This is a genomic window from Streptomyces sp. CLCI03, assembly GCF_053615355.1.
On record NZ_CM132132.1, the window covers coordinates 1,876,818 to 1,902,352 of the forward strand.

The following is a 25,535-nucleotide window of genomic DNA, read 5'->3' on the forward strand; positions in this document are numbered from 1 at the left end:
GTTCAGCGGGTCGCCCCGGCGAGGGCGGCCCGCTCGGGCTCCTCGGCCCGGACCACCGGACCGGCGTCGGTGGCGGCCTCGTGCCGCTGCCGGCGCCGGCTCCGGCGTGTCAGGAGCCGGTCGGTCCACAGGGCCACCGCCACGCCTCCGACCCCGCCCAGCAGGGCGGCCCCGGCGAGGCCCCGGCTCTTGTTGCCGGTCTGCGCCACCGAGGTGGGCGGTACCAGCAGCGTCACGCTCATCCGCGCGGAGTCCGGGACGCCCTGCTGCGTCTGCAGGTCCGTCAGGTGTTTCGTCCAGACCTCGATGATCTTGCGGACGGCCGTGTCGGCGGTGGCCGGATCCGCCTGCTCCGCCTGGATCTGGAGCGAGGGGATCAGATAGCGCGGGGTGACGCTGGTCCCGCTGTTCCGCGGGATCAGCCGGTACGTGCCGCGTACCCCGGCGGCGCGCAGCTCCTCGGCCCCCTCGGGCGAGTCCAGCTGCTGCACGGCGGCGTAGGAGACGGCGGCGAGCGGTGGTTGCAGATTGGCCAGTTGGTTGGGCTGGTTGTCCGTGACCGGCGGCTTGAGCACGACGATCGCCGTACTCAGGTACGTCCGGGTGGGGTGCAGCACTTGCACGGCTCCGGCGGCCGCGAGCACCGCCGCCACCATCAGGACGTACCAGCGCCGACGCAGCGCACGGATCAACTCACCAGGCGACACAGGGATTCCTTCCGTTGTGACCGATCTTTCCAGGACACGGGTAGGTCCGCCATCAATTGCGTTTCCCTCGGGGGGTGTTCATGAGCATCGGTGAGATCGTCGCGGTGCTCCGGCGCCGCTGGTACGTGATGGTGCCGATCACGCTGATCAGTCTGCTCGCGGGGGCCCACCTGTACCGTTCGGTGCCGGTGGCCTACCAGTCGCAGAGCTCGGTGGCGCTGCTCGACTCCACGGCGGTGGCCGAACTGGCCCCCGCCTTCGGCAATCCCATCGCGAACGCCGGCGGTTCGCTGGTGGTCACCGCGGACGTGCTGATCAGGACGCTGTCGGGGACGGACGCGGCGCGGGACCTCCAGGGCATCGGTGTGACCGATCCCTACACGGTCGGGTTCGCCGCGAACACCTCGGGGCCGATGCTCACGCTGACCGTCACGGGGACCGACCGGGAGAACGTGCTGGAGGAGACCAACAAGCTGACCGCCTTCGCCGGGGAGACGCTCAACGCGCTCCAGGCGGCGGCCGAGGTCCAGCCCGCGTACATGGTGCAGACGGCTCCCGTGGTGCTGCCGCAGACCCCGGTGCCGCAGATGAAGAGCCGCTACCAGCAGGTGCTGGGCGTCGTCATCCTGGGCACCACCGCCGCCTTCGTCCTCTCCTTCCTGACGGACAGCCTGCTGGCGGCGATCCGGCGCAGGCGCGCGGCCGAGGCCGCCCCGGCCCGGGGGCGCGGGCGCCGCAAGCCGTGGGGGCGACAGCTGGACGCGACCGCCCTGCTCAGCGGCTATCTGGCGCTGGCCTTCTTCATCCCCTCGAACCTGACCCTGCCGGGGATGGGCGGGGTGGGCACTCCGGCCAACGTGTTCGCACTGCTGTGCCTTTTCTGGTACCTGGCGGCCTGGATCACCGGCCGGATCCGGCCGGCTCCCGGTACCCGGCTGCCGCGGGTGGTGATGTGCCTGCTGGCCTTCTCCGTCCTGGGCTCCTACCTCGCGAACGCGATGCGCGGCAGCTCGCACAAGGAGGTCCTGGCGGCGGACCGCGGACTGATCGGGCTGCTCGTCTGGGTGTCCTTGGTGGTGCTGGTCTCCGCGGGGATCCAGGACCGCGAGCGTCTGGACGTGCTGTTGCGCCGGGCCGTGGTGATGGGGTCGGTGGTGGCCGCCATCGGCTTCTACGACTTCTTCACCGCGACGAACGTCGCCGACAGCATCAGCATCCCGGGCCTGCAGTCGAGCGTCGCCCAGATCACCACCCTGGACCGGGGTTCCTTCACCCGGCCGCGGGCGACGACGGCGCAGCCCCTGGAGTTCGGCGGGATGCTCGCGATCCTGCTGCCCTTCGCCGTGCAGCAGGCCTTCGATCCGGTACGCCGGCACCTGCGCGCCTGGCGCCGCTGGGCCCCGGTGGCGCTGATGGGGGGCGCGCTGCCGCTGACGGTGTCGCGGACCTCCATCATCGGGGCGCTCATCGTGGTCCTGGTGATGGTGCTGCGCTGGAAGCCGGAGCGGCGGTGGGCGGCGATCGGGCTGCTGATGGGCGCGGTGGCCTGCTTCAAGGTGATCATCCCGGGGTTGATCGGCACCATCACGGCGCTCTTCGCCTCGTTCGTGTCGAACTCCGACAGCAGTACCCAGGCCCGTACCGTCAAGTACAGCGCGATCGTCCCCTATCTGACCGAACGTCCCCTGTTCGGAAGGGGTTTCGGGACCTTCCTGCCCGAACTGTTCTTCTTCACCGACAACCAGTACATGCTCACCCTGGCGGAGATGGGCCTGGTGGGGCTGCTCGCCCTCCTGGTCCTCCTGTTCACCGGGATCCACCAGGGCGGTGCCATCCGGCGGCTGGCCCGCACCGAGTCCGACCGGGAGCTGGGGCAGGCCTTCTTCGCCTCCGCCCTGGTCTCCCTCGTCATCGCCGCCACCTTCGACGCCCTCAGCTTCCCGATGTTCGCCGGGGTGTTCTTCCTGACGATCGCCGCCGGAGGCAGCTACCTCGGCTTCATCCGGCGTACGGCGCCGGAGCCCGCAACCGTGGAGTCCCCATGCAGTTCGACCAACCGACCGCCGTCCGCCGACCGGAGCCGGGTGGCGGCCCGATAGCCGTCCTCGTCGTCACCTGGAACAGCGCCGCCGTGCTCCCCGAGTTCCTCGCCTCGCTGCCCGAGGGCATGGCCGGGCTCGACTGGCGCCTGGTCGTCGCCGACAACGACTCGGCCGACGACACCGTGGAGCTGATCCGGTCCCTGGCCCCGGACGCGACGGTCGTCCAGACCGGCCGCAACGCCGGTTACGCGGCCGGGGTGAACGCCGCCCTGGCGGCCGCCGCCGCGTGGGAGGGCGGCTTCCGCGCGGCCCTGGTCTGCAATCCGGACGTCCGGATGAGGCAGGGCTGCGCCAAGGTGCTCGTGGACGCGCTGGGCACCGGGACGCCCGGCGGCGCCCGGGTGGGGATCAGCGTCCCGCTGCTGTACGAGGAGGACGGCCGTACGCTGCTGCTCTCGCTGCGCCGGGAGTCGCGGGTGACCCGGGCGCTCGGCGAGGCGGTGCTGGGCAATCGTCGGGCCGGGCGGTTCCCGCGTTGGAGCGAGATGGTCACCGACCCGGCCGCGTACGAGCGGGCGACGGTCGCGGACTGGGCGACGGGCGCGCTGATGGCACTGTCCGGGGAGTGCCTGGAGGCCTGCGGGGCCTGGGACGAGTCGTTCTTCCTGTACTCGGAGGAGACCGAGTACTGCCTGCGGGCCCGCGACCTCGGCTTCGTCACCCGGCTGGAGCCCGCGGCCACGGCCACCCATCTGGGCGGGGACTCGCAGGTGTCGCCCCGGCTGTGGACCCTGTTGACGCTCAACCGGGTGCGGCTCTACGGGCGCCGGCACGGGGCGGCGGCGACCGCCGCGTTCCGGGCGGCCGTACTGCTGCGGGAGACCTCCCGCGCGCTGCTCGGCCGGCCGGCCAGCCTGGCGGCCGCGAAGGCCCTGGCCGACCCGGCGGCGCTACGGGCCACGCCCGGGCCGTGACGCTCACCGTGACGTCGCCCGGCGGGTGATGCCGGTGAGCTTGTCGGGGTTGGTGACCGAGTAGACGCCGATGATCCTGTCCCCTTCGGGGGTCAGGTCCACCACGACGACGGCGAGCGGACCGCCGTCGGCGAAGACGAGCGCTCCGGGGTCGCCGGCCACCCGGCGGTGGCGGAGGTCGACACCCTCCGCCGGGAGGGCGCGCGCCACCGCCATGAACACGGCGGCGACCCGGTCGCGGCCGTGGACGGGGTGCAGGCTGACGGCCGGACCCTTGCCGCCGCCGTCGGTCCAGAGCGTGACGTCGGGCGCCAGGAGTTCGAGGAGCGTGCGCAGGTCCCCGCCGAGCGCGGCCGCGGCGAAGCGCTCGGTGACCCGGGCGTGCAGGTCCGCCTCGGGCCGGTGGCGGGGTCGGCGGGCGTGGACGTGGCGGCGGGCCCGGGTGGCGAGTTGGCGGACGGCCGTCGGCGAACGGTCCAGGATGCGGGCGATCTCCGGGTGCGTGAATCCGAACACCTCGTGCAGCACGAACACGGCGCGTTCCAGCGGGGACAGCGTCTCCAGGACGACGAGCAGCGCCATCGACAGCGCCTCGGCCCGCTCGACCCCCTCGCCGGCGTGGTCCTCGACGGCGGCGAGGGGCTCGGGCAACCAGGTGCCGACGTAGCTCTCCTGACGGCGGCCCAGCTCCGCCCGTCGGGCGAGCGCCTGGTTCACGGCGATCCGGACGAGGTACGCGCGGGCGTTCTCGACGGGCTCGGCGTCGGGTCTGCGGTGCCGGGCGGACCAGGCCAACCACACCTCTTGGAGCGTGTCCTCGGTGTCGGCGACGGTGCCGAGCATGTTGTAGACCACCGAGAAGAGCAGTTCGCGGTGGCCGAGGAAGCGGTCGGTGACGGAGTCGAGCGGGTGGGGCGGCGGGGTGGCGGTCATGCGTCCTCCTTGTCTGCCGTGACCGAAGAGGTCGCCCGGGCCGGGAGTGTGACACGCGGCGGCCCGGGTGTGAGCCGTGTCACGGTGGGCCGCCGCGATGTCACAGCCGGAGCCGGGTCCGCCCTCTGTGGTGGCGTCCGGGGTGGATGGGCCGCCCCGGCGCACAGAGGAGGGCCTTTCATGCGTACACGGATCCACGGCGTCCGCGTCTTCGACGGCCGGCAGGCCGCCGGTGTCCAGGACGTGGTCGTGGAGGACGACCTGGTCGTGGCGGTGTCCGCCCCCGGGGCGGCCCAGGACGCCGACGTCGAGGTCGACGGCCGGGGCAGGACCCTGGTGCCGGGGCTGATCGACGCGCACACCCACGTCTTCGACGGCAGTCTCGCCGAAGCCCTGCGCCACGGGGTCACGACCGAGCTCGACATGTTCTGCCTGCCGCGCCCGCTCGCCCGCCACCGGCGGCTCGCGGCCGACCGCGACGACGTGGCCGATCTGCGCAGCGCCGGCCTACTGGCGACCGCGCCCGGCGGACACCCGACCCAGCTGATCGCCGCGCTGACCGGCACCCTGCTCGACCCGGAGGACGTGTCGGAGATCGACTTCGTGGCGGATCCGGAGCGGGCGGCGGAGTTCGTGAAGGCCCGCCTCGCCGAGGGCAGCGATTTCCTCAAGCTCGTCATCGACGACGGGACCGTGCACGGCGCCGATCTGCCCGTCATGTCCCCGGCGGTCGCGAGCGCCCTGACCGCGGCCGCCCGCGCGGCCGGGCTCCGGGTCGTCGCGCACGCCGTCACCGCCACCGACGTGGTCACCGCGCTCGACGCGGGAGTGGACGGGCTCGCCCATGTGTGGGCCGATCTCGCCCCGCGGGACCCGGCGTGCGCACGCCTCGCCCGGCGGGTCCGCGACCAAGGCGTGTTCGTCGTGTCCACGCTGGCGTACTTCGAGGCGGTCGACGCCCAGGGGGCCGGCGCGGCGACGTGCGTGCCTCCCGGCCGGTACCCGGCCGCCGTCGGCGCGCTCCGCGCGCTGCGCGAGGCGGGCGTCCCGCTGCTCGCCGGCACCGACGCCACCCCGTTCGCCCCGGCCCACGGCGCGGGTCTGCACCGTGAACTGGCGCTGCTCGTCCAGGACGGCGGGCTGAGCCCGCGGGAGGCGCTGACCGCGGCGACCGCCCTGCCGGCCCACCACTTCGGCCTGGCCGACCGGGGCCGGATCGCCCCGGGGCTGCGCGCGGACCTGCTGCTCGTGGAGGGCGATCCGACACAGGAGGTCTCGGCCCTCGGCGCGATCGTCGACGTCTGGCGCCGCGGCGTACGGCAGGCCCGCTGAGCCCGGACCGGCACGTCCGGCTCCGTCCCCCACCCTTCCAGGAAAGGACCACACCCATGTCCGACGAACGCTTCGTCCTCCTCGACGCGGGAGCGGCCCGTCCGGGCCGGATCCCGCTGCCGCCCGCCTTCTCGGTGAAGGCCGCCACGGCGGACACCGAAGGGCGCTTCTCCCTCCTCGAAGTGGTGCTGGCGCGGGAGATCCCGCGTCACACGCACCATGTCGCGGACGAGAGCGTGTACGTGTTCGACGGTGAACTCCTCGTCGACTTCGAGGACCGCTCGCACACCCTGACCGCCGGGCAGTTCGTCCTGCTCCCCCACGGCGTACCGCACGCGCTGCGCCCCGGTCCCGGTGGGCCGCCGCGGGTGCTGCAGATCTCCTCGCCGGGCGGCTGGGAGTGCTTCGTGGAGGACATGATCGAGGCCGGACCGCACCTGACCGTCGACGGCCGACTGCACCCGGCCCGACTCAACCGGATCGCGCGCCGGCACGGCATCACGTACGAGGAGACGGAGCGGGGGGCGTCTGATCCCAACTGGTCCAGAAACTTTCCGGGTTGACCAGGTAGCGGACCGTCGCCCGAGGGAGGTGGCGTACCTCGTGGTGGCGGGCGTAGCGGCGGATCAGTTCCCAGTCCTCGCGGGGCAGGACCTCGGGGGTGCGGCGCAGTCGGCTGAAGTGCAGGGACCGGGTGCGCCGTGCCACGAAGGCGTTGGTGTCCAGGAAGGCCTCGTGTGCGGCGCGGCGGCGGTCGAAGGGGACCGAGAGGACGTCCCGGTCGGTGCCGTCGGGCAGCACCCTGCGCAGGGCGGTGTAGACGGCGTCCGGCCCGTCGGGTGCCTCCAGTGTGGCCAGGGCCTGCTCCAGGTGGTCGGGCTCCCAGAGGTTGTCGTCGTCGAGGAAGGCCACGTAGCGCGACCTGGTCAGGCGGATCCCTACGTTGCGCACGACACCGGCGGTCGCCGTGTTGCGGGCCAGGGAGACTGCGAACAGTCGCGGGTCGGCGGGGAGTTCGGGCAGGCCGGCGCCGTCGTCGACGACGATGACCACATGGTCGGTGACCGTCTGGGCGAGGGCGGAGCGGACGGCGGCCCGTAGTGCCTCGGGGCGTCGGTGGGTGGGGATGACGGTGGCGACCAGGGCGGCCGGGGGTTCGCCCAGGTCAGCGGCGAGGCGGTGGGTCTCGGCGTCCTCGAAGCGGCGCAGCCGTAGGGCGGAGGGGGCCAGCAGGACCTTGTTCCGGGCTTCGAAGAGCACCAGCCAGCCGAAGGTCCGCTTGAGCAGTTCCCAGGGGGCCCGCGCGATCCGGCGCATCATGTCCTGTCGGTCCTCTCGGTGGTCAGGAGGCGGGTGGGGGTTCGACGGGGCGGCCGTCGGACATGCGGTTGCCCTTCCACACGTTCCCGGCGCCGGTCGCGTTCCAGGCGGTGGCGGCGCCGTAGGCGCCGGCGGCCGGGTGGTACTGGGTGGAGAAGACGTTGTTCGTGACCTGGATGCCGGTGGCGCCCGGGCCGCCGCCGTAGAGGGCGTACGCTCCCCCGGCCAGCCAGTTGCCGTCGACGATCACGGAGGAGACCACTCCGGTGTCGGCGAACAGGCCCACGGCCGCGGTGGCGCCCTTGTCGACCGCCGTGGAGTTGAGCAGGGTGTTGCGGCGGATGGTCAGCCGGCCCTTGTTGCCGCCGCCGCTGATGACGGCGTCGGTGTGCTGCCATTCGCCGCCCTGGTTGCGGAAGGCCACGATGTCGTGGACGTAGTTGTCGTGCAGGTCCCCCTGCCCCATGGACAGGGCGTTGCCGAACACCGAGATGTCGCACCAGCCGACCTCGATGGAGCTGCCGCCCATGTTGGAGACCGCGTAGTTGACCCCTCCGTTGTCGGGGCCCTTGCCGGGGACGGCGGTGATGGTCGTGTGCAGGACCTTCAGTCCGCTGAAACCGGGGCGCAGGTTGATCCCCCACCAGTTGGTCGAGGTGATCCTGCTGTCGATGACGGTCACGTCGTCGGCGTAGATGTCGAGGGAGCCGCGGATGTCCCAGCCCTTGATGACCATGCCGTCCTGCTTGACGGACATGTTCCCGGTGTCGTGCCGCTCCAGCGCGATCCGCGGGCCGGTGGTGCTCGCGTCGGGGAATCCGCAGGTGCCGGGCGAGGTGCAGGCGGGGGTGGTGGGCGGCGGTTCGTTCCCGGACGGCGAGGCGGTCGGGGAGGGTGGGCCGGAGGTGGTCGGCGAGGCCGAGGCCGACGGTGGGGCCGGGGCCGTGGTGGAGGGGGTGGCGGGCTCGGTGGCGCCGGGGGCGGCCGCGTGCTCGCTCACGGCGGTGCGGTCGGCCTGGTAGAGGGTGAGGACGACGGCGAGGACCACTCCGGCGAGCAGCCACGCCGTCAGGCGCCTTCGGTGCTGTGTCACAGCTGTCTAGCCTTTGAGTAATGCGCGGCCGGGCAGGACGCACAGGACGTAGCAGAGGGTTCCGGCGGCTCCGGTCGCCAGGAGCGCGAGGACGCCATCTCCCAGGTACCGCTCCAGGAGGAGGAGTACGGCGGACATCACCGCGCCGCCGAGCAGCGGCCAGGCGCAGGCCCGGGCGACGGTGCCCAGGCGGATGCCGCCGCGGTGCAGGGCGAGGAGGAAGACCGGGACCACGACGGCCCCGGCGACCAGGACGTGCCCCTGGGCGACTCCGACGATCCCGCCGGTGCGGGCGCCGATCACGAGGGCCGGGATCAGGATGATCAGCCACAGTCCCTGGACGCCGATGAGCGAGCGGCGGTGGCCGATGGCCACCAGGCAGTCGTAGGCGAGTTCGCAGCCGATGCGGACCAGGCCGAGTGCCATCAGCCAGGGCAGGGCCCGGGCGGCGGGCAGCCAGCGTTCGCCGTAGATCAGTTCCACGACGGGAGCGGCGAGGGCGGCGAGCAGGACGCAGATCGGGACGGTGCCGGCCATCACGACGCCGAGGGCGCGGGCGAATCCGGCGGCCAGCGCCTGTGGGGAGTCGGCCAGTCGGGAGAAGCCCGCGAAGGAGACGCGGCGGGCGGCCTCGGAGATGATGCGGACGGGCCAGCCGGAGATGTTGAAGGCGAGCACGTAGAAGCCGAGGGCGAGGGGGTCCAGGGCCGAGCCCACCACCATGGTGTCCACGTTGACCACGCCGAGGGCGAGCATGCTGGCACCGGCGAGCGGCAGTCCGAACTTCAGCAGCGCCCGCGCCTGTTCCCGGTCCCAGCCGAACTTCAGGGTGCCGGGTGCGGCGAGGCAGCAGCCGATGAGCGCGGCCACGTTGCCGACCACGGATCCCCAGGCGAAGCTCATGGCGCCCCAGCCGTCGACGGCGAGGAGCAGGGTGACGGCGGTGCTGAGGACGAAGTTGAGGCCGTCGACGGCCATCCGCCGGCCCTGCGCGAACTCCCGGGTGAGGAAGCCGGCGGGGACCTGGGAGAGTCCGTCGAGCACCACGCACAGGCACATCACCCGCAGGACGCCGGAGGCCTCGGGCGAGCCGAGCACCCCCGCCACCGCAGGGGCGACCGCGAAGAGCACGGCGTACAGCAGGCAGCTGGAGGCGGCGCTGAGGGTGAGGACGGTCGGCGCGAAGCGGCGGGGGTCGCCCTCCCAGCGCACGATCGCGAGCGAGACGCCGAGTTCGTTCGCGGAGAGGAGGACCAGCAGGACCGTCTGGGCGATCCCGTACACGCCCCAGGCCTCGGGGCCGAGGAAGAAGCGGGCCAGGACGATGCCGGTGGCGAAGTTCCCGAGGCGCATGACCACGGTGTTGATCAGGCTCCACTTGGCCGCGGAGCCGACCTTGCGGCCGAGCGACGGCGCCGGGGCCGGGGTGGTGTCGCTCGCGGTGTCCGCGGCGGGGCCGGTCACGGTGATCCGGCCGTACGGGAGCCGGCGGCGCCGGAGCCGGCCGGATGGGCGACGGTCATGCGCAGGGTGGCCGTCGGGTCACCGGCGTCGGCGTCGGAGCCCTCGCCGCTCTCGCCGCCCTCGGCGGGGGCGGGTCGGTGCTTGCCGGGCGAGGCCCCCCGGCGCTTTCGGGCCTCCACGAAGAAGGTGGCCACCAGGCTGAGGACGAAGCCCAGTGCGCCCGCCATGATCAGGAACTGGAGCCTGGCCTTGGTCTGCGCCTCCGGCTTCTGCGGGGGCACGATCGTGGCCATCCGGATCATGGCGTCGGGGGTCACCGACTGCTGGGTCTGGAACTCCAGCAGTCGCTTCTCCGCGTACTTGGTGAGGATCTCGTCCGACTTCAGCACGGCGGCCTGGTCGGTCCCGACGACACTCAGCCACATGTAGGGGCCGAGCGCGTTGTCGGCGATCTTCGCCTCGTGCACTCCGGTGACGCCGAGGGACTTGAGGTCGGCCTTGGCGTCGTCGGAGTTGAGGTTGCGGGCCAGGCCGTCGGCCATCCCGGTGAGCGAGGCCTGGGTGCTCAGGAAGGGGTTGCCGTCGAAGGCCACCGTGGCCTTCTTCGAGTTCAGCAGGGTCACCGTGCTCTGCGACCGGTACTCCACCGGGACCAGCAGGTACACGGCGGCGGTGAGCGCCGCCGTGATCAGCAGTCCGGGCAGCAGCACGTACCAGCGTCTGCGCATGACCCGCCAGATCTCCGCGAGATCCATGGTCTTCCCCTTCGCATTGCGTTTACAGCACGTGCTGTTGTTCGGTGGCCGCCCCGCGCGGGACGAGGTCGGTGGGGCGCGGCCTGGTGTGTGCGGGCGGTCCGTCGAGCAGGACCGCGGCGATGCGCTCGCTCGCCCGGCCGTCCCAGAGTTCGGGGCAGCGCGGGGCGGGAGGATCGTCGAGGACCCGGTGCACGGTGGCCGTGATGCGCTCCGGGTCCGTGCCCGCCAGCACGTTCGTACCCTCCTCGACGGTGATGGGGCGCTCGGTGTTCTCCCGCAGGGTCACGCAGGGCACCCCCAGGGCGGTGGTCTCCTCCTGGACGCCCCCGGAGTCGGTGAGGACCACGCGGGCGGAGTCCTGCAGGGCGATGAAGTCGAGGTATCCGGCGGCCGGGACCAGTCGGATGCCGTCGGGCACGCCCAGCTCGGAGAGCCGTTCGGCGGCCCGCGGGTGCACGGGCAGCAGCAGCGGACAGCGGTCGGCGATCTCGCCCAGTGCCTTCAGCAGGCCGCGCAGCGCTCCCGGGTCGTCCACGTTGGCCGGCCGGTGCAGGGTGACCAGGCCGTAGCCGCCCCGGGTCAGCCCGTACCGGTCCAGGACGTCCGACCGTCTGGCCCGGTCCAGGTTGGTGAGCAGGGTGTCGATCATGACGTTGCCGACGACGTGGATCTGGTCGTCCCGGTAGCCCTCGGCGCGCAGGTTCACGGCGGCGTCGGGCGAGGGGGCCAGCAGGTAGTCGCTGAGCCGGTCGGTGGCGACCCGGTTGACCTCCTCGGGCATGCTCCAGTCCCGACTGCGCAGCCCGGCCTCCACGTGGGCCAGCAGGGGGCCGGCCTTCGCGGTGACCAGGGCGCAGGCGAGGGTGGAGTTGATGTCGCCGACCACCACGACGGCGTCCGGGGCGAGTTCCTCGACGAGCGGCTCGAAGGCGGCCATCACCCGACCGGTCTGTTGGGCGTGGCTGCCGGATCCGGCGCCCAGGTAGCGGTCGGGCGGCCGGATGCCGAGGTCGCGGAAGAAGACGTCGTTCATCGACTCGTCGTAGTGCTGCCCGGTGTGGACGAGGATCACGTCGGCGCCGCGGCGCTCCAGTGCGTCCATCACCGGTTTGATCTTCATGTAGTTGGGCCGGGCCCCGGCCACGCAGACGATCCTGGTCACGGGGTCAGAGCACCTCCACGGTGGGTCCGGAGACCCGGTTGCGGCAGTCGAGGACGTAGGAGGCGTGCTCGGTGACCATCCGGTAGTCGAAGGAGTCGTGGTCGGTGAGCAGGACGACGACGTCCGCGGCCGCCAGTTCCTTGCGGGTCGGTTCGACCCGCACGAGGCGGGCGTCGACCTTGATGCTCTCGACGACGTGGGGGTCGGCCGCGCGGACCTTGGCGCCCATGTCGAGGAGCAGTTGGGCGATGCGGACGGCGGGCGACTCCCGGGCGTCGCCGGTGTTCTTCTTGTACGCGAGTCCCAGCAGCAGGATCTTGGAGCCGTTGACCGAGCGGCGCTTGGAGTTGAGCGCGTCGATCACGCGGCGCGTCACGTATTCGGGCATGTGGTTGTTGATGTCGTTGGCCAGTTCGACGAAGCGGAAGTTCTGGCCGAGTTCGCGCTGGACCCGCCAGTTGAGGTACGAGGGGTCGATCGGCAGGCAGTGGCCGCCGACGCCCGGGCCGGGGGTGAACTTCATGAAGCCGAAGGGCTTGCTGGACGCCGCCTCGATGGCCTGCCAGACGTCGATGTCCAGGTGGCGGGCGAACATCGCGATCTCGTTGACGAGGGCGATGTTGACGTGGCGGAAGGTGTTCTCCAGCAGTTTGGCCAGCTCGGCCTCCTTGGGGGAGCGCACGGGCACGGTGGTGTCGACGAGGTCCCCGTAGAAGGCTTCGACGGCCTTCAGGGAGCGGGCGTCGACGCCGGACACCACCTTGGGGGTCTGCTGGAAGCCCCAGACGGTGTTGCCCGGGTCGATGCGTTCGGGGCTGTAGCCCAGGTGGAAGTCCTCGCCCGCGGTGAGGCCGGAGCCGTCCTCCAGGATGGGCGCGAACAGTTCCTCGGTGGTGCCCGGGTAGGTGGTGGACTCCAGGATGACGGTGGCACCCGGGCGCAGGAAGCGGGCCAGGGTGTGCGCCGACTCCTCGATGTAGCGCAGGTCGGGGGCCCCGTCCTGTAAGGGTGTGGGCACGGTGACGACGGCGACGTCGAAGCCGCCGCAGTCCCGGGCCAGTTCGCTGGGGCGGTAGGTGCCGCGCGCCAGTGCGCGCGCCAGCCGTTCGGAGGAGACGTCCTCCACGTACGACTCACCGGCGGCGAGGCTCTTGACCCGCCGGGTGTCCACGTCGTACCCGATCACCTGGTGCCCGACCTCGGCGGCCCGGATGGCCAGCGGAAGTCCGACGTATCCCTGTCCCACGACGACGACGCGCATCAGTAACTCCTGTTCGCGGAAGCGGAAGGGGCGGACGGTGTGCGGTGGATGAGTTCCCGGACCGTCATGAGGAGGAAGGCAGCGTTGGTGGTGAGGTAGCGCTTGCCGAGCCGGCGCGGCTCCTGGAGGGTGCGGTAGAACCATTCGAGCCCCATCCGCTGCCAGACCAGGGGGGCCCGCTTGGTGATGCCGGCGAGGATGTCGAAGGAGCCGCCGACGCCGTGGACCACGTGGGCCCCGGTGCGTTTGCCGTAGCCGGCGGTGAAGATCTCCTTCTTGGGTGAGGTCATGCCGAGGAACAGCAGCCGCGCCCGGCTGTCGGCGATGGCGTCGGCGATGCCTTCCTGGTCACCGTCGCCGAAGTAGCCGTTGCGGCTGCCGGCCACCCGCAGCTTCGGGAAGCGCTCGGCGATCTGCCCGAGCATCATCTCCAGGACGTCCTCCTGGGCTCCGAGCAGGTAGACGGGGATGTCCGCGACCTCCGCGGCGGCCAGCAGCCGCATGAACAGGTCGATTCCGGCGACCCGTTCGGGCAGTTTCACACCCAGTACCCGGCCGGCCCAGACCACGGCCTGGCCGTCGGCCAGGACGAGGTCGCAGCCGGCGACCGCCTCGGCGAGGAGGGGGTCGCGCCGCATGTTGACCAGCTTGGCCGCGTTGACCATGCCGATCTCGATCTGTTCGCCGCGCCGTACGGCGTCCAGGCAGCGCTGTACGGTCTCGTCCATGGTCAGCGGGTCGAGCGGGACCCCGAAGAGGGACTCTCGTCGTGTCATCTCCGGGGCCCTCCGAGCCAGGCGAAGAGCATCCAGCCGAACTCGTACGGTCGGCACTCGCGGTCCACGGCGCCGGGTCGGAAGATCCGGTCGAGCGGGGCGAGCCGGGCGTGCGGTGCCACGCGGGTGGTGAGCCCCCGGGCGGCCCGGACGGCCTTCTTCGGGTCGCCGCGGTAGACCTTGCGCCAGGTGACGCCGAAGTCCTCGCGGATCATCGACTCCCGCGGGTTCCCGGTGGGGTCCGCGAGCTCGGGCACGTCCGTCATCCAGCGCAGGCCGCGGCGGATCGCGGCGCCGAAGTCGGTGCCGCCCGCCTCGGCCAGGTCGAACAGGGCGGTCGGGGCCATCGCGTGCTGGTGCACGCTGTAGACCGGGTAGCCCTCCACCACGCCGCCCTCGCGGGCGTCGTAGTGCCACCACCACTGTCCGCCGTCGCCCTGCAGTTCGCAGATGCGGGCGGCGCAGGCGTCGGCGGCCGCCAGCGCCTGCGGGTCGTCGCCGCTCGCGTGCAGCCGGGCCAGTGCCTGCAGCGGATAGGTCTGGTCGGCGAAACAGGCCACGTGGGCTCGGTAGCCGGGTACCAGTCCGGGCTCGGTGGCGTGCGGGAAGAGCGGGCTGTCGCCGATCCGTGCCGCGAGCAGCCGTACGCGGGCCGCCGCGAGGCGTTCCTCCACGTCCACCACGGCGCGCGCGGCCGTGAGCGCGGAGAGCACCCAGGCGGCCTCGACCGTGTACTGCGGTCGCCCGGGTACGTCGAGCGTGGCCACCCGGTCGAGCGCGTCGGCCAGTTTGGGGTGGCCGGTCTCCGCGGCGGCCCAGGCGATGAGCGCCGCGTCGCCGAGGTTCACCACCCCGGGGAGGCGTTCCACGAGCAGCCCCGTGAACTCCTGCGCGGTGTGCCCGCCGAAGAGCGCGCGCTGCCGGTCCTCGGGCAGGAAGCGGGCTCCGAGCGCGGTGATCGCCGCGTACCGGGTGCTCGTTCCCCGCTGTTCCAGGACGGGGGTTCCCTCGGGTGAGATGACCCCTGCCCGGGTGAAGACGAAGGTCTCCTCGTCCGGCAGGTACATCGCCGGTAGCCCCGCCTCGGCCAGCGCGAGCAGCCGCTCGGCCAGGGCGTGCAGCGACTGGTCCTCGTGGGCCAGTGCTCCTAATCGTGTGGTGTTCATCGGGTCCCCACCCCGATTCCCCTGGTGCTCCCCGCACCCCGTATGTCCGAGCTGTTCGGCTCCAACACACCTACCCCCTCTGATCGTTCTCCTCGGACGGACCTGGCGGTCGTCGCTCCGTGGAGGGGGACTGCGCATGACGGCGTCCGTGCCCGCGGCGATGTCACGCCGATGGCACGAACCGTCCGAAGGCCGGCGTCTGGATCCCCCCAGCGATGCCTCGGACCGGGACACGCGTGAACGGCAGTGTCAGCAGGCGCGGGTGTGCCCGCGCCGGCCATGGCACTGCCCCGGTGCCCTCGTCGTACACAACCCCCCACTGAACATGGCCTGTTGCCTGCTCAGATCCCGTGTGCAGGGACACGTTATGCCCGCGGATGTTCGTTGATTGCGGTTTTGAGGAAATGCCGGTGCCCTAAATTGCCGACATTCCGTCAGGTTCGCTCGATGAGCGTGCCGTCCTTCTCTTCGTGCAGCGCTCCGGTGCGCGGGCACTCCCAGGCACCCGGTTCCCCCTCGCGCTCCACCAGGCGGACCCCGGCCCGGCCCACCCACCCGATCCGTCGCGCCGGCACACCCGCGACGAGCGCGAAGTCCGGCACGTCCTTGGACACCACGGCGCCGGCCGCGACGAGCGCCCAGCGTCCGACGCGCACCCCGGCCACGCACACCGAGCGGGCCCCGAGCGAAGCCCCCTCGGCGACCACGACCCCGGCGGCCTCCCAGTCGCCGTCGCGCTTGATCCGACCCTCGGGGTCGACGGCGCGCGGGTAGAAGTCGTTGGTGAGCACCGCCGCGGGGCCGATGAAGACCCCGTCGCCGAGGACCGCGGGCTCGTAGACGAGTGCGTAGTTCTGCAGCTTCACGTGGTCGCCGATGCGTACGCCGGGCCCTACGTAGGCCCCGCGCCCGACGATGCACCCGCGTCCGAGCCGGGCCTCCTCACGGATCTGCGCCAGATCCCAGATCGTGGTTCCCTCACCGAGTTCGGCGCTCTCGTCCACCTGGGAGGAGGGTTGGATACGGACACTCACGGCACGGTCCCCTTACGGCTGCGAGGCATACGGAAGCACAGATGCACCATGTACGCATGTACGGAGTGCGGGTGCACGAACCGAGCATATGCGCCGAGGGGCCGGCCCACCCGCAGATCAACCGACTGTTCACGCAACGCACTTGAGCCCGGCTCGCGACGGCCCGATCGGCGACGGCCTTCGGGAACGGAACCGGGTCCCGGGCCGGCCGCCGGATCGGGGAGAACATCACGCAGCGGCGCATTGGGGGCGGAAAGGGGTGAAACCCGATCGACGGTGGGGCGTTAGAGGGGTGGGCCGCCGTTTCGCCCGCGGCTCAGACGAGAGTACGAGGAGCACGATGACAGACCCGAGGCCGGCCGGACGCGGTCGGATGAAGCTGGCAGCCCGATGCCGGGTGGCCACGGAAGCCCCCGCCTTCGGGATGGTCGTCTTCTGCGCGATCCTCTTCAACGCCGCGTTGATGGGGGTGGAGACCTACAGCGGCCTCGCCGCGGAGTACCGGCTCGTGCTGCAGGGCGCGGAGAACTGCTGCCTGGCCCTGTTCACCCTGGAGATGCTGCTGCGCGTGGGCGCCTGCGCGGACCGGCCGAAAGCATTCTTCCGCGACCCGTGGAACCTCTTCGACCTCGCGGTCGTCGCCTCCGCCTTCGTCCCGCTCGTCCGCGAGAACACCACCTTGCTCCGGCTGCTGCGCCTGGCCCGGGTGCTGCGCACCGCCCGCTTCCTGCCGCACCTGCGCATCCTGCTGATCGCGGTGGGCCGCAGCCTGCCGGGCACCGCCAGCTTCCTGTTCGTCGGTGCGCTGGTGCTGTACGTGTACGCGATGATCGGCTGGGTCTGCTTCGCGAGGTCGGACCCCGGGCACTACGGCTCCGTGGGCCGCGCGATGCTCACGCTCTTCCTGCTGACCACGCTCGACGGTCTGACGGACGCCGTCCGCGCGGGGCTGCAGATCTCCCGGCTGAGCATCATCTACTACGCCTCCTACGCGCTGCTCGCCTCCTTCGTGCTGGTGAACGTACTCATCGGCGTGGTCCTCAACTCCCTCGACGAGGCACGCGAGATGGAGGACGAGGCGAAGCGCGCCCCGACGCCGGGGGCGGAGCCCGACGTCCGGGCGCGGATCGCCACCGCCCGCCGGGCCCTGGACGAGATCGAGGCGAGCCTGCCGCCCGCGGCCGACCGGCCGGAGCGGCGGCTGGAGGCCTCTCACACCGGGGCCTGAGGCCGCCCGGGCGGCCTTGTCAGGTGCCGTCGCCGGAGATCAGCCGGATGTCCCGGCCCCCGTACGGGCGCTCCTCGGTGCTCCAGCGTTCCGGCCAGCCGGGGAGCGGGGGCTGCGGGTCGGCCTTGAAACGCACGCCCTGGAAGTGGACCCCGCTCCCGAAGTGTGCGTTCCGGAAGTCCACCGGCTGTTCGAACGTGGTGTCGGTGCTGGTCAGTTCACGCTCCCAGGTGGAGGACGCGAAGGTGACGGGGCCGGCGAACCTGGTCCCGCTCAGTCTGACCCGACCGCCGAAGGATGTGCCCGCGAGGTCGGCCGCGCCGGCCACGTGCATGGCGCTCAGGTCCGCGGCGTCCTCCAGCACGGCTCCCGCGAAGGACACCTCCCCGCGGAACACGGCGTTCGTGTACGCCGCCGGGCCGCGGAAGACCGTACGCCGGAAGCCGCTCGCCGCGTGGAAGCGGCTCCGGTCGAAGGCGCCGCCGTCCTGGAACACCGCGCCGTCGAAGGAGGCGGGGCCGGTGAAGGTCGCTCCCACGAACGCGGCCCGGCCGGTGAACACGGCCCGTACGAAGGAGGCGCGGTCCGTGAACTCGACGTCCACCCGGTTCCAGTCGTCCACGAAGTGCGCCCGTTCGAAGGCGGCGGGCCCCAACCGGACCGGTCCCGAAGAGCGGGGCTCCAGCGCCGAGAGCAGGCGTGGGAGCAGACCGTCCGCGAAGGTGGTGCCCCGCAGGTCCACCGGCGCTCCCTGGGCGAGGGTCGCCAGGTAGGCCCGCTCCTCCTCCGCCTCCAGGTGCGCCAGGCACCGCCCGAACCCGGGCAGTCGGATGCCGACACAGGCCGCCGACCCGCCCACGTCGACCCCGCAGGTCGGCCAGTCGGCGGTCTCGGCCAGGAGCCGGTCGGCCTCCATCAGGACGTACCCGAGCCGTTCGGCGGCGGGTTCCGGGCCGACGGACACCCAGCCCTCGTCCGCCGCGCCCACCCGCTCCAGCTCGACCGGATCGGGGAACCCGAACAGACCGTCGAGATCCGCGTGCAGGCGGTGGGACACGGCGAGGACCAGCGTCCCGGAGGCGGCCGTCCGCCGCAGCAGCCCGAGCACCGCGGGATGCCGGACCAGCCGGCCGGCCTCGCGCGGCCCGATGCCCAAGGCCACGGCGAGGGAAGGATGCGTCCCCTCCATCCACCGGTCTCCGTACCCGACCGCCACCCCGCGCAGCGCGGACAGCAGGTGCCCCGCCCTGGCGTGGGCACCCGGCGGTTCCACGGCGACGAGCAGCGGCTCGTCCCCCTGGCCACCACTCAGCCGCCCGCCGACACGGGCCCGCGCGATGAGCTCGACCAGCATGTCCCTCGTCTCCGAGATCGGCGAACTCCCGATCGGGATCAAGCCGTCGTCGCCGGGCAGTACCGCCAGGCACACCCCGGTGTCCGGGTCCTGGGCCCGCCCGGATCCCTCCAGCGCCGCGCGGAAGCCCGGTTGTTCCAGCAGGGCGTCGGCCAGCAGGAACACCATGCGGTTGCGCCAGACCGTGTGGACGACGCCGACCAGCGCGCCGTCGACGGAGACCGGGCCGCCCCGGAAGTGCGTCCAGCCCTCCGGTTCCCCCGAGAGGCGGACGAGTTCGCCGTTGCGGCCGCCGTCGTGCGGGGCCGACTCGCCGGTCAGCGCGAGCGGGTCCCCCTGGTCGGTGCGGCCGTCGATCCGTAGCCGGTCCGCGCGGTGGTGGTCCGCCGCTGTCAGCCAGGGCAGCGGCTCGGCGCAGAGGGCCGGGTCCACCAGGTCTTCGTCGGCCCGGAGGAGAAGCATCCGGGGCGTCGCGTCGTCGGACCACACCGTGCGGCAGGGGATCTCCCGGTCGGCGGGCCGCACCCAGGTCACCGCGCCCGGCGCGGGTGGTGCCTCGCCGACCGTGAGGACCAGCCGTGGCGTCAGCAGGGTGCCGACCTCCTGCGGCTCGGGCATGGCGTCGTGGCGGACCCGGACGACCCGGTCGGTCAGGCCCGGCTCCCGCGGGGGTCGCGCCGCGAACGGCAGGGCACCCTCGGCCACGCGGCGCACGCCGTCCCGGCCCGTGGTGACCCGGGTCGCGGAGAAGTCCGGGCCGGTGCTGCGGTTGCGGGACATGAACTCCCAGACCCGGCGCCGGACCAGTTCCCGTACGGCGGCCACGTCCCCCCGCAGCTGCGAGCCGAGCAACGCCTCCCGTACGCCGGGCAGGAACTCGAACTCCACTTCCCCCGGGTCCCGTTCGTCCTCCCAGGTCTCGAAGAGCCCGCCGAGGGCGACTTCGGCGAGGTGGCCGTGCTCGGAGTCGCGCAGCAGGGATCTCCGTACGAGGGTCATCACGGGCAGGGTCAGCGGCACGGCGGCCAGGTGGGCGGCGAGCCGCTGGGCCGTCGGCGAGGCGCTCGCCCGGAAGCGTTCCACCACGTCCAGGGCGCTGAGGCCGCCGGCCGGGGCGGGATCCTCCGGGGCGCTCGCGGCGGCGGGTTCGGGGTCCAGGCGCAGACAGGCCAGGCGCCGCCACCGGCCGTCCCCGGAGACCACCCGCACCAGCCGGGCCAGGCTGCCGGAGGCGACCCCGACCACGGGAACGACGGGAACCACGGGGAGGCCGGGCGGGGCGGCGGTGCGGCGACGGCCGGCGCGGGCGCTGCGGGCGGCCGGGACCCGCTGCCAGGAGCGGGTGGCGGCGGCCGGTCGGTCGGCGCGGACGGCGAAGGGGACGGGCCGGACGGCGCCGCGTGTCCAGAGCCGTTCGGGCAGGACGTTCAGTACGGCCACGGCGTTGTGGGCGCACCAGTGCCGGAGCATGTTCCGCATCGGGGCTTCCCGCCAGCCGCCCGCCACGGTGTCGGAGAGGACGAGGATCAGCCGGCGGCCCGCCGGGTCGGCCAGTTCCAGGGGGTTGCGGGGCGGGCCGTCGTGGCCGTGGGTGACCATCGGGGTCGCGCCGGGGCCGGTCCCGGTCAGCTGCCAGGTGCGCACGTCGCGGAAGACCCCGCTGCGGGTCAGGACGCGGCGGAGCTCGTCCACGTGGTCCGACCAGAGCAGCATGGAGTGGTGGGTGTCGACGACCAGTGCCAGGTCCAGCCAGCGGCTCTCGGCGGGGCGCAGGACCGGGGTCGTCACCATGCGCTCGATGCTGCGTTCCACGGTGAGCTGCTCGTCCAGTTCCTCCCCCGGGCCGCCGATGGAGCGTCGACCGACGGGCCGTAGGGAGCGCATCAGGGCGAGCGGGTCGTCGAGGGAGGCGGCGCGGGGCAGTCGCAGGGGTGAGCCGCGGCGTTCCGTGGCCTCGTCGGCCGGTTTCCCGGCGAACTCGCGCCGGGCGGCCGGGAAGAGCTGGACGGCCGGCTCGCCGCCGGGCGGGGCGCCGGCCCCGGGGGTGGGGCCGGGCTCGGGTGCAGGGGGGTCGGGGGGCGGCGGCCGCTCGCCCGGCGGGTCGGCGCCGGGGTCGCCGGGCGGGTGGGCCCCGGCGGGGTCCACCCGGGCCGCCAGCCACAGGATGTCGGCGATCTCCTCCGCCCCGATGCCGGTGCTCGGGACGCTGCCGTCGGCACGGTCGGTGCCGTCGGCGAGGGCCGCGAGCAGCTTGTCGATCACGCCGTGGGCCCGGTCAGGTGCTGCATGACGGTGGCGAGGAAGCGTTCGCGGTCCGCGGGCGCGGACCAGGCGCCGGCGAGGCGGAGTTGGATGGCGTTCAGGAGCTGGTCGGTGGCCAGGTCGCCGTCCTCGCCGCGGTCGAGGAAGGCCTGGACGAGGTCCTGGTACTCCTCGCCGGAATCGATGTCGACACCGAGCCGGCGGCGCACGATGCGGGCGAGTTTGTCCGGGCCGGGCGGCTCCAGGTGCAGGCGGACGCAGCGGCGCAGGAAGGCGGGCGGGAAGTCGCGTTCGCCGTTGCTGGTGAGGACGACGATGGGGAAGTAGCGGCACTGGACGCGGCCCTGGGTGATCCGTACGACCGCGTCGGGGTCGTCGTCGGTGCCGATGGCGACGGTGGGGTCCTCCTGGGCGAGGCGGGCGAGTTCGGGGATGAGGAAGCCGCCGTCCTCGAAGACGGTGAGGAGGTCGCCGGGGAGGTCGATGTCGCTCTTGTCGATCTCGTCGACGAGCAGCACGCGGGGGCGGTCCTGCGGGAGCAGGGCGGTACCGAGGGGGCCGAGGCGCAGATAGCGGGAGATCGACGGTGCGGAGGGAGGGTCCTGCGCGGGCGCGGTCGCGGGCGGCGTCGCGGTCGCGGGTTCGGTCAGGGCCGGGGGCGTGGCCTCGGCCGCCGCGTGGTGTGCTCCCGGGGTGCGCAGTTGCTCCAGCCCGGCCTCCTGGAGGCGGCCGATGGCGTCGTACAGGTACAGCCCGTCCCGCAGGACGGTCCGGCTGGTGATCGGCCAGTGCAGTACGGGCCCCAGGTTCAGGTCGGAGGCGATGCTGTAGGCGAGGGTGGACTTGCCGACGCCCGGCTTCCCGGTGACGAGCAGCGGCCTGCGCAGGTGCAGGGCCGTGTTGACCACGTCCTTCTCCGGTTCGTCGGGTACGTAGCCCTCGCCGCGCCGCCAGGTGCGCTCCCAGGCCGCTCCCGCGCACCCGGGCGGCGCGTATCCGGGGTCGGGGGCGCCGGTGAAGTCCCGCCAGGGTGGCGGGAATCCGGCCTCCAGGCGGGCACGCCGGTCCGCGCCCTCGCCGGTCCCGTGGTACAGCCACCAGTCCTTCACCACTGCCTCTGCCTCCATCTTCGGTTCCGCCGTCGGTCGGTGGTCGGGGTCAGGCCAGGGACCGGAGGCCCGGCATGTCGTCGGGATCGTCCCACAGGAGCACCAACTGGTCTGCCCCTGTGGGTGGTTGGTGGGCGTGTGCGGCTCCCGCGGCGGCGCGTGCGGCTCCCGCCGCGCCGACTGCGGCCGCCCGGCGCACCTCCCGTACGCGCGCGGGCAGGGCCAGCACGTCCAGTGCGCCGGGGTCGGGGCGGCCGTCCGGCCCGGTCGGAGCCAGCAGGTCGAGGAGGGCGGGCGCGGGCAGGCCGCCGCCGCGCCGCCATACGGCCACGGGGAGCCCCCCTTCGAGTACGGCTTCGAGCAGCCCGGCGTGCGGGGCGGCCGTGGTGTGCGCGAGGACGCAGGCGGGCGGTGGCTGCGCGGCCAGTTCCATCCCGAGCGCGTCGGTGACCTCGTCGTCCGTGACGACCCGGACCGCGTCGGGGTGCCGGCCGCCCTGGGCGTGCAGCCAGCGCCAGGTGCCGTGCCACTCGGCCCGGGTGTCCGCGCGCTCCTGCGGGCAGCGCACCACCACCTGGTGGAGCAGGCCGAGGGCGCGGCGCCGGCCGGCCGGCCCGCGGGGCACCGGCCACTGGTCGAAGTCGGCGTCGAGCAGTTCGTACGGCACGTGGAACTCGACGCGGTCCACGACGGTGTACGCCTGCCGCCCGGCGTCGCCGTCGGGCTCCGACGCGCCGCCGATGAGCGCGAGTTGCCGTACGAGCTCCTCCCGTACCCGGTCCAGTCCGACCGGCGCTCCCTCCGACTCCCAGATGTGTCGGACCTGTTCGCCGCGCAGCCACATCCGGGCCAGGAACCCGGTCTCCCCGCCCGGCGGCGTCTCCAGCCGCACGTGCACGACGGTCCGCCGGGCGGGCGGCGGGGGCGGGGGCAGCACCGGCAGGGCGAGGCGCTCGCGGGTGGCGCGCACCCACTCCCCGAGCCGGTCCGCCCACGGGGTGTCGCCCGCGGTGGCGGCCCGGTCCGCGAGGAAGCGTACGAAGGGCACGGCCAGCGGCATCCCGCCGCGGCCGCCCTGCCGCTCGTCCAGGTCCTGGACCACCTCCAGCAGGCCCTCCCCCGGCAGGCCCGCGTGCACCGGTGTGGTGCAGCCGGCCGCCTTGAACGCCCACGCGTAGGCCTCGTGGGCGCAGCGGGGCAGCTCGCGACCCTCGAAGAGGGTGCCGAGGCCGTCCCAGGCCGCCTGGTCGAGCTTGGCGGCCCGGGGCAGTGCGGCCCGGGTCAGGTCGTCGTCGAGGAAGGAGCAGGCGTCCCAGTCCCGGTCGACGATGAACTGCGGCAGCTGCCAGCCCTCGCCGCGTTCGCGCAGCTCCTGGAAGGTGCGGTGGATGCTGAGGGCGGCGCCGGGCAGCCCGCTGACGCTCTCCCGTACGGAGCGTCCGCCCAGTTCGCCGAGCAGGGCCTCGGTGAACCGGCCGGCGCCGCGCTCGGCGTCGTTCTGCGCGACCTCGCCCTCGCGGGAGGCGTAGAGCCGGAACTGTCTGCGGCCCGGGACGGAACTCCCGCCGCCGTAGTCGGTGTTGCCGAAGTTCCAGCGGGTGTCGCGGGGCGCGTCGACCCGGCAGGAGTCCACGAGCGCGGCCTGGAGCGGGAAGCGGCGTTGCTTGACGAGGTCGGTGCGCCACCAGCGCAGCGCCGAGTCGAGGTTGAGGTGCCTGATCTGGCTGGGGCGGGCGTCGGCGCAGGGCAGCATCAGCTCCTCGCGCGGCCCGAGGTAGCCGTGTCCGGCCCAGAAGATCCACAGCAGGTCGCCGTCGCACTGGGGGAGTTCGTCGAGGAGCGCCGACTTCACGTTCTCCTCGGTCGCCGGCCGGTAGGCCGTGCGCAGGGCGGTCATCGCCGGGGCGTCCGTCCAGTCGAGGTCGCCCGGTTCGTCGAGCGGGGAGAGCAGCAGCCGGACGTTGCCGGGCGGCACCTCGGCGGGGCCGGTCAGCCACCGGGCGAAGCGCAGGGCGTCGCGGGCCGGGCCCCGTAGGTTCCAGCGGTGGCTGATGTCGTAGCGCTCGACCCCGGCGACGAGCGCGAAGGTGCGCTGCGGTCCGAGGGCCGGGGGCAGGAAGTCGGCGGGAGTCACCCGATCTCCGCCTCGGTCACCGCCTGTTCGATCCGCTCGTAGAGGGAGTGCTGTTTCCAGTAGGCACTGTGGCAGGTCGGGAAGGGCTGACGGCTGCGGATCTCGTGGTCGGTGACGCGCGCGTCACCGGGGAAGACGGGTTCGGCGAGGTAGGAGAGGACGTCGTGCCGGTCGTAGACGTTGAGCCAGCGCGGGAAGCCGTACGGGAGCTTCGCTCCGGGTTCGAGCGCGGCCAGTGCGCCCAGTTCGTGGAGGAACGGGGCCTGGGAGCCGACGGTGACCAGCAGCTCGGCTCCGGGGACGGCCTCGCCGCGGGCGGCGGCGAGGGTGAGGAGGTCCACGAGGGCGATCCCGCCGAGGCTGTGGCCGATGAGTACGGTCGGCCCCGGAGCGGCGGTGATGCGGGTGTGCAGGAAGTCGCGGAGCTCGTGGCCGCGGGACTGGTAGCGCAGGATGTCGCCGAGCACGGGGGTGGCGCCGACGGTGAGGGAGCCGCGTCGGGTGTCGAGGAGCGGCTGGGTGGTGACCCGTAGGGCGAGCCGGCCGAGGACGGCGGCGACGCGGGCGCCCGGCACCCGGCCGTCGCCGCCGAGGCGGGTGGTGAGCAGTTCGACGAGGCGGTCGCGTTCGGCGGCGGTGCAGTCGGCCTCGTCGGTGACGGCGGCGGTGGCGAGGGCGGTGGCGGTCACGGCCCGGGCGAGGGCGGTGGCCAACTCGCGGGCCTGCGGCTCGTCGGTGGCCCGGGCCGCGGCCCGGGCCGCCTCGGCGGAGTCGGCGGTGGAGTCCAGGGCGGCGGCGAAGCCCGCGACGAGGCCGGTGCCGTGCAGCAGGGCGCCGAGCTCGTCACCGGTGCGTGGCGGTGCCGGTGGTAAGGCCTCCAGCAGGGCGAGCACCCGGGGGCCGGCGGCCTGTACGCCGGGCATCGCGAAGCCGTCGTCGTGGCCCGCGTCCTCGTCGGCGTGGGCGGCGTCGGCCCCGTGTCCGCCGTCGTGATCGCCGGGACCGGGCCGGCCGACCTCGGCCAGGACCCGCAGCTCGCACAGCGGGTCGGCGAGCAGCAGCGCCCACTCGGCCGTCTCCGCGTCCACGGCGTCGGGCGCGCTCCGTGGGGCGGGGCGCATTCCGGGCACCGAGCGGCCGCCCGCGCCGAGGGTCGCGCCGAACCGGTCGCCCCAGTAGCAGGATTCGACGGCCGCTCCGTGGAATCTGTCCGTCAGCCGTTCCCGGACCAGGGCGAACAACCTGTCGTGCCGCTCGCGCCGTACGCCCGTACCGTGGACAAAGAGAAAACGCATCGCAGCCCGGCCCCCCTCGCGCAGTCGTCCCCCGCCCGGCACCATAGCCCGGCGGGGGTAACAGGGGCCATGGAACGTCGAGTTCGGCGTGCGCGGGCGGATCGGGGGCCGCCGGCCGGGGAATCGGCTGC

Annotated in this window: 20 protein-coding genes; 5 read left to right on the forward strand and 15 right to left on the reverse strand. The window is 73.2% G+C overall.

The window, feature by feature from the left end; genetic code table 11:
- Positions 1–2: 2 nt before the first annotated feature.
- Positions 3–707: a hypothetical protein gene (locus tag ACWG52_RS08575; RefSeq protein ID WP_389813963.1), complete on the reverse strand. Its 705-nt coding sequence runs from the start codon at positions 705–707 to the stop codon at positions 3–5.
- Between the two features lie 80 nt (positions 708–787).
- On the opposite strand from ACWG52_RS08575, the gene ACWG52_RS08580 reads away from it, so the two are divergent.
- Together ACWG52_RS08580 and ACWG52_RS08585 are read left to right on the forward strand one after the other, a co-directional pair.
- Positions 788–2,806 carry an O-antigen ligase family protein gene (locus ACWG52_RS08580; RefSeq protein WP_389813960.1) on the forward strand — a complete coding sequence of 673 codons (2,019 nt, stop codon included), beginning with the start codon at positions 788–790 and terminating at the stop codon, positions 2,804–2,806.
- Entirely contained in the window at positions 2,749–3,723 is a 975-nt protein-coding gene (locus ACWG52_RS08585; protein ID WP_389813958.1) for a glycosyltransferase, read from the forward strand. The genes ACWG52_RS08580 and ACWG52_RS08585 overlap by 58 nt, the downstream gene beginning before the upstream one ends.
- 3 nt (positions 3,724–3,726) lie before the next feature.
- Here the strand turns inward: ACWG52_RS08585 and ACWG52_RS08590 are convergent, their stop codons facing one another.
- Complete coding sequence (locus ACWG52_RS08590) at positions 3,727–4,656, reverse strand: sigma-70 family RNA polymerase sigma factor (RefSeq protein WP_390137081.1); 930 nt, start codon at positions 4,654–4,656, stop codon at positions 3,727–3,729.
- Between the two features lie 180 nt (positions 4,657–4,836).
- Between ACWG52_RS08590 and ACWG52_RS08595 the strand changes: the two genes are divergently transcribed.
- The gene (locus ACWG52_RS08595) at positions 4,837–5,988 is read left to right on the forward strand and encodes an amidohydrolase family protein (RefSeq protein WP_389813952.1); all 1,152 of its coding nucleotides are present in this window, start codon (positions 4,837–4,839) and stop codon (positions 5,986–5,988) included.
- A 56-nt stretch (positions 5,989–6,044) separates the two neighbouring features.
- The gene (locus ACWG52_RS08600) at positions 6,045–6,551 is read left to right on the forward strand and encodes a cupin domain-containing protein (RefSeq protein WP_389813949.1); all 507 of its coding nucleotides are present in this window, start codon (positions 6,045–6,047) and stop codon (positions 6,549–6,551) included.
- Here ACWG52_RS08600 and ACWG52_RS08605 read toward each other — a convergent pair.
- The 9 genes from ACWG52_RS08605 to ACWG52_RS08645 all read right to left on the reverse strand — a co-directional run bounded on the left by ACWG52_RS08605 (position 6,487) and on the right by ACWG52_RS08645 (position 16,022).
- Positions 6,487–7,308, reverse strand: coding sequence for a glycosyltransferase family 2 protein (locus ACWG52_RS08605; RefSeq protein ID WP_389813947.1), 822 nt, complete (start codon positions 7,306–7,308; stop codon positions 6,487–6,489). The genes ACWG52_RS08600 and ACWG52_RS08605 overlap by 65 nt on opposite strands.
- A gap of 22 nt (positions 7,309–7,330) precedes the next feature.
- Positions 7,331–8,401 carry a hypothetical protein gene (locus ACWG52_RS08610; RefSeq protein ID WP_389813944.1) on the reverse strand — a complete coding sequence of 357 codons (1,071 nt, stop codon included), beginning with the start codon at positions 8,399–8,401 and terminating at the stop codon, positions 7,331–7,333.
- 6 nt (positions 8,402–8,407) lie between these two features.
- Positions 8,408–9,865 carry an oligosaccharide flippase family protein gene (locus ACWG52_RS08615; protein WP_389813942.1) on the reverse strand — a complete coding sequence of 486 codons (1,458 nt, stop codon included), beginning with the start codon at positions 9,863–9,865 and terminating at the stop codon, positions 8,408–8,410.
- Positions 9,862–10,620, reverse strand: a complete 759-nt coding sequence (locus ACWG52_RS08620) for a YveK family protein (protein WP_389813939.1) — start codon at positions 10,618–10,620, stop codon at positions 9,862–9,864. The genes ACWG52_RS08615 and ACWG52_RS08620 overlap by 4 nt, the downstream gene beginning before the upstream one ends.
- A 22-nt stretch (positions 10,621–10,642) precedes the next feature.
- Positions 10,643–11,785, reverse strand: coding sequence for a non-hydrolyzing UDP-N-acetylglucosamine 2-epimerase (wecB, locus tag ACWG52_RS08625; RefSeq protein ID WP_389813936.1), 1,143 nt, complete (start codon positions 11,783–11,785; stop codon positions 10,643–10,645).
- 4 nt (positions 11,786–11,789) lie between these two features.
- On the reverse strand, positions 11,790–13,046 hold the full coding sequence (locus tag ACWG52_RS08630) for a nucleotide sugar dehydrogenase (RefSeq protein WP_389813933.1): 1,257 nt from the start codon (positions 13,044–13,046) through the stop codon (positions 11,790–11,792).
- On the reverse strand, positions 13,046–13,822 hold the full coding sequence (locus tag ACWG52_RS08635) for a WecB/TagA/CpsF family glycosyltransferase (RefSeq protein ID WP_389813930.1): 777 nt from the start codon (positions 13,820–13,822) through the stop codon (positions 13,046–13,048). The genes ACWG52_RS08630 and ACWG52_RS08635 overlap by 1 nt, the downstream gene beginning before the upstream one ends.
- On the reverse strand, positions 13,819–14,988 hold the full coding sequence (locus tag ACWG52_RS08640; protein WP_389813928.1) for a hypothetical protein: 1,170 nt from the start codon (positions 14,986–14,988) through the stop codon (positions 13,819–13,821). Before ACWG52_RS08640 ends, ACWG52_RS08635 begins: the two co-directional genes overlap by 4 nt.
- Positions 14,989–15,422: 434 nt before the next feature.
- Entirely contained in the window at positions 15,423–16,022 is a 600-nt protein-coding gene (locus ACWG52_RS08645) for an acyltransferase (protein ID WP_389813925.1), read from the reverse strand.
- Positions 16,023–16,362: 340 nt separating this feature from the next.
- Between ACWG52_RS08645 and ACWG52_RS08650 the strand changes: the two genes are divergently transcribed.
- Positions 16,363–17,250 carry an ion transporter gene (locus ACWG52_RS08650; RefSeq protein ID WP_389813922.1) on the forward strand — a complete coding sequence of 296 codons (888 nt, stop codon included), beginning with the start codon at positions 16,363–16,365 and terminating at the stop codon, positions 17,248–17,250.
- A gap of 19 nt (positions 17,251–17,269) precedes the next feature.
- Here ACWG52_RS08650 and ACWG52_RS08655 read toward each other — a convergent pair whose 3' ends face one another.
- The 4 genes from ACWG52_RS08655 to ACWG52_RS08670 are packed head-to-tail and all read right to left on the reverse strand — an operon-like array spanning position 17,270 to position 25,404.
- A complete protein-coding gene (locus ACWG52_RS08655) occupies positions 17,270–20,866 on the reverse strand; it encodes an SAV_2336 N-terminal domain-related protein (protein ID WP_389813919.1) in 3,597 nt (1,198 codons plus the stop codon).
- Positions 20,863–21,993, reverse strand: coding sequence for an AAA family ATPase (locus ACWG52_RS08660; protein WP_389813917.1), 1,131 nt, complete (start codon positions 21,991–21,993; stop codon positions 20,863–20,865). Before ACWG52_RS08660 ends, ACWG52_RS08655 begins: the two co-directional genes overlap by 4 nt.
- Before the next feature lie 31 nt (positions 21,994–22,024).
- A complete protein-coding gene (locus tag ACWG52_RS08665; RefSeq protein WP_453128363.1) occupies positions 22,025–24,109 on the reverse strand; it encodes a VMAP-C domain-containing protein in 2,085 nt (694 codons plus the stop codon).
- The gene (locus ACWG52_RS08670; protein ID WP_389813911.1) at positions 24,106–25,404 is read right to left on the reverse strand and encodes a hypothetical protein; all 1,299 of its coding nucleotides are present in this window, start codon (positions 25,402–25,404) and stop codon (positions 24,106–24,108) included. Before ACWG52_RS08670 ends, ACWG52_RS08665 begins: the two co-directional genes overlap by 4 nt.
- Between the last annotated feature and the right edge of the window lie 131 nt (positions 25,405–25,535).

What these genes read in the sequence shown, in the direction of transcription:
- ACWG52_RS08580 (WP_389813960.1), top strand. Translation starts at nt 788, where the DNA reads ATGAGCATCGGTGAGATCGTCGCGGTGCTCCGGCGCCGCTGGTACGTG.
- ACWG52_RS08585 (WP_389813958.1), top strand. Translation starts at nt 2,749, where the DNA reads ATGCAGTTCGACCAACCGACCGCCGTCCGCCGACCGGAGCCGGGTGGC.
- ACWG52_RS08590 (WP_390137081.1), bottom strand. Translation starts at nt 4,656, where the DNA reads ATGACCGCCACCCCGCCGCCCCACCCGCTCGACTCCGTCACCGACCGC.
- ACWG52_RS08595 (WP_389813952.1), top strand. Translation starts at nt 4,837, where the DNA reads ATGCGTACACGGATCCACGGCGTCCGCGTCTTCGACGGCCGGCAGGCC.
- ACWG52_RS08600 (WP_389813949.1), top strand. Translation starts at nt 6,045, where the DNA reads ATGTCCGACGAACGCTTCGTCCTCCTCGACGCGGGAGCGGCCCGTCCG.
- ACWG52_RS08605 (WP_389813947.1), bottom strand. Translation starts at nt 7,308, where the DNA reads ATGATGCGCCGGATCGCGCGGGCCCCCTGGGAACTGCTCAAGCGGACC.
- ACWG52_RS08620 (WP_389813939.1), bottom strand. Translation starts at nt 10,620, where the DNA reads ATGGATCTCGCGGAGATCTGGCGGGTCATGCGCAGACGCTGGTACGTG.
- ACWG52_RS08630 (WP_389813933.1), bottom strand. Translation starts at nt 13,046, where the DNA reads ATGCGCGTCGTCGTCGTGGGACAGGGATACGTCGGACTTCCGCTGGCC.
- ACWG52_RS08635 (WP_389813930.1), bottom strand. Translation starts at nt 13,822, where the DNA reads ATGACACGACGAGAGTCCCTCTTCGGGGTCCCGCTCGACCCGCTGACC.
- ACWG52_RS08640 (WP_389813928.1), bottom strand. Translation starts at nt 14,988, where the DNA reads ATGAACACCACACGATTAGGAGCACTGGCCCACGAGGACCAGTCGCTG.
- ACWG52_RS08650 (WP_389813922.1), top strand. Translation starts at nt 16,363, where the DNA reads ATGACAGACCCGAGGCCGGCCGGACGCGGTCGGATGAAGCTGGCAGCC.
- ACWG52_RS08660 (WP_389813917.1), bottom strand. Translation starts at nt 21,993, where the DNA reads ATGGAGGCAGAGGCAGTGGTGAAGGACTGGTGGCTGTACCACGGGACC.
- ACWG52_RS08670 (WP_389813911.1), bottom strand. Translation starts at nt 25,404, where the DNA reads ATGCGTTTTCTCTTTGTCCACGGTACGGGCGTACGGCGCGAGCGGCAC.